We start from the raw sequence: 2,278 nt of genomic DNA, 5'->3' as shown, positions 1-2,278 counted from the left end.
CAAGCTGCCGGCCAGCGGCCGGCACTACCGGGGATTCTTCAGAGGATCCCTAAGATATTTGTCGACGGGGCTCCTACTGTCGCACCGAGGCTTCCTTGTACCAGGCAGTTCGTGTAGAAGGAAGCGTATGTGGTTGGCGCGGACAGCGCCCCAAGAAAATTCGGCTAGGCTGTCGAAATTTTGGGGGTAACACGGAGCATGGGAGATCTAACGTGGGACAGATCACAATGAAATTTCCACCGCCTGACAACTGGCAGGACTTCGAAAAGCTGACGCGTGCTCTGTGTGCTGATGAATGGAGCGACCCTCAGGCACAGATATTGGGGCGGCAGGGCCAAGCGCAGCACGGTGTCGACGTCGTTGGTTGGGACTATCGCAATCGGCGTAGGCTCAGGGTTGGGGTACAGTGCAAGAGACGGTCTATAGCTGACGCAGAAGGGAATGTCTCCGTTATCGGCGTCGTTACGATGTGCGATGTTGTTGATTCACTTGCGATGACCGAGCCGCTCAGCATTCCTTTGGACTCGTTCGTTCTGGCAACCACGGCCCAGCAGGATGCGCGACTGCAGGAGCAGCTCGCATCGCTCAGTCTGGCTCGCAAGAATGAAGGAAAGTGCGAAGTATCGATCTGGTTCTGGGAGTGGTTTGAGGAGAAGTTGAACAGGAACCTTCTTGTGGGACTTCAGTTTTATCAGGAGGTGTTGGAGCGCTATGGCCTTGCCCGTGGTGATCGACTCGTAGCTGCAAAGCTAAGGGCTGGATTTAATCGACCCTTGATGAAGACCAAGATGGAAAACGAGAACCAAATCGGCAGCATCATTGAGGCAGTCACCCTGCTGCAGCACTTGATAGCAACCGGTTACCTACGAGATGGCGATAGCAACTTGGTGGATTCTTGCCTCCCTGCGCGAAGAATGACTGCGCCGGTAGATAGAAGAAGCGTCGACATCATCGAGGCTAAGCTCCAGCGGCTTCGTGACGACGTTACGGAGTGCTCTGCGCGCGGAGACATTCGACCTGGCGGTGGCGATTGGATTGTTTTTCAGGATCCTGCTATTGCCCCTAGATTGAATGTACTTCGCGCAGATATCTTGCTGGAACTCAATCAGCTCCTGAAGCGGCACGAGGTTGATCCGGTGGAATCGGCATTACTCCACCTATAAGCAGGGTTACCGCCACGGAGTTCCATCCTCCTTTGGACAGCGATACGTGGGCTCTGCGCCCCATTGTTCTTGTCGCCTGTGAGCATCACTTGGGTGGCCTGTGGTGACCAGTTGTTCTAGCAAGGCGTTGTTCCACCTGCAGATCACTCTGCCCCCCCCCGCCCTCGCACGGTTGACTCGTCGGCTTGGTCGGGATTGATGGGCCTCCTTGGGCTCGCTGACGGCATAGCCCTGAAGGTTGGACGCCATCAGGCTGACCGAGGCGCTGTGGCCTTTCCCTCGCGGGTTGCGTGAGTGGCGAATCTCAGCGCGCTGCTGGCCGCTCGTCGGCAGGAGGGCCACCTGGCCGCCCCCTCCCCTCCTCCCTCATAAAATGCGCCTCGCGCTTCCAGTGGGTCAGCAGGATGTCGCGAATCCCCAGCTCCCGGGCCACTTGGCAGGACGCCGAGTCCGCCTAGTCAGTCCATATGGAGCTGCCGGCGAGATCACACTCGTGAAGCGCATGGACAGGGGCATGGATGCACAGTGTGTTACTGCTCGCGAAGGTTCCATTTTGCCGTGAGCTTGGCCATGGCCTCGGGATCCTCGTAGAACGGCCGCACGTGGGCCTGCGCGGCTGCCGATTGTGCTGCGCTGATGTCCTCTGGCGACCAGCCGTGCTTTGTCCGCCAGCCCAGTGACGGGCGGTAAAAGTTGTCGTACTGCAGCTCTACGAAACCTTGGCGCTTAAGGAACCCGGGAAGTCGTGTATTCTGGACGCGCTCCACATACAGCGCCGGCCACGGTATCAGGGCATCGCACAAGTCCAGGAAGCCGGTAAACCAGCCCTTGCCGCGCAGCTTACGGTTGACCGAAATGTTGCCCAGGGTGAGGACCGGCACGTCATCGTCGAAGCCGGCCAGGTTCTGGTATGCACGCTTGATCCAGATCTGGGTTCCGGCTTTATCCAGGTAGACGCAGTCGGGAATCTTTCCGTCCTCGACCAGCGTAATCCATCGATGCAACTGCAACTCGATGCTTGGAATCTTCTTCAGCTGGCTGGGGGTCATCATGAGCGGTACAAGGGCGGTCTCAACTTGCAAGCGCAACACGTGAGTTGAATTGATCGATTTCCA

At 57.8% G+C, this 2,278-nt stretch carries 2 protein-coding genes; one reads left to right on the top strand and one right to left on the bottom strand.

Annotated elements, in window-relative coordinates; genetic code table 11:
• Window positions 1–212: 212 nt before the first annotated feature.
• On the top strand, window positions 213–1,163 hold the full coding sequence (locus ACQKDV_RS19150) for a hypothetical protein (RefSeq protein WP_427785818.1): 951 nt from the start codon (window positions 213–215) through the stop codon (window positions 1,161–1,163).
• A 530-nt stretch (window positions 1,164–1,693) separates the two neighbouring features.
• Here the strand turns inward: ACQKDV_RS19150 and ACQKDV_RS19145 are convergent.
• A partial coding sequence (locus ACQKDV_RS19145; protein ID WP_427785817.1) for a hypothetical protein occupies window positions 1,694–2,278 on the bottom strand: 585 nt, incomplete at its 5' end.

The sequence above is a fragment of the Stenotrophomonas sp. NPDC077659 genome (assembly GCF_050268705.1).
GTDB lineage: Bacteria > Pseudomonadota > Gammaproteobacteria > Xanthomonadales > Xanthomonadaceae > Stenotrophomonas.
This window is presented reverse-complemented; position numbering and strand designations above follow the sequence as displayed.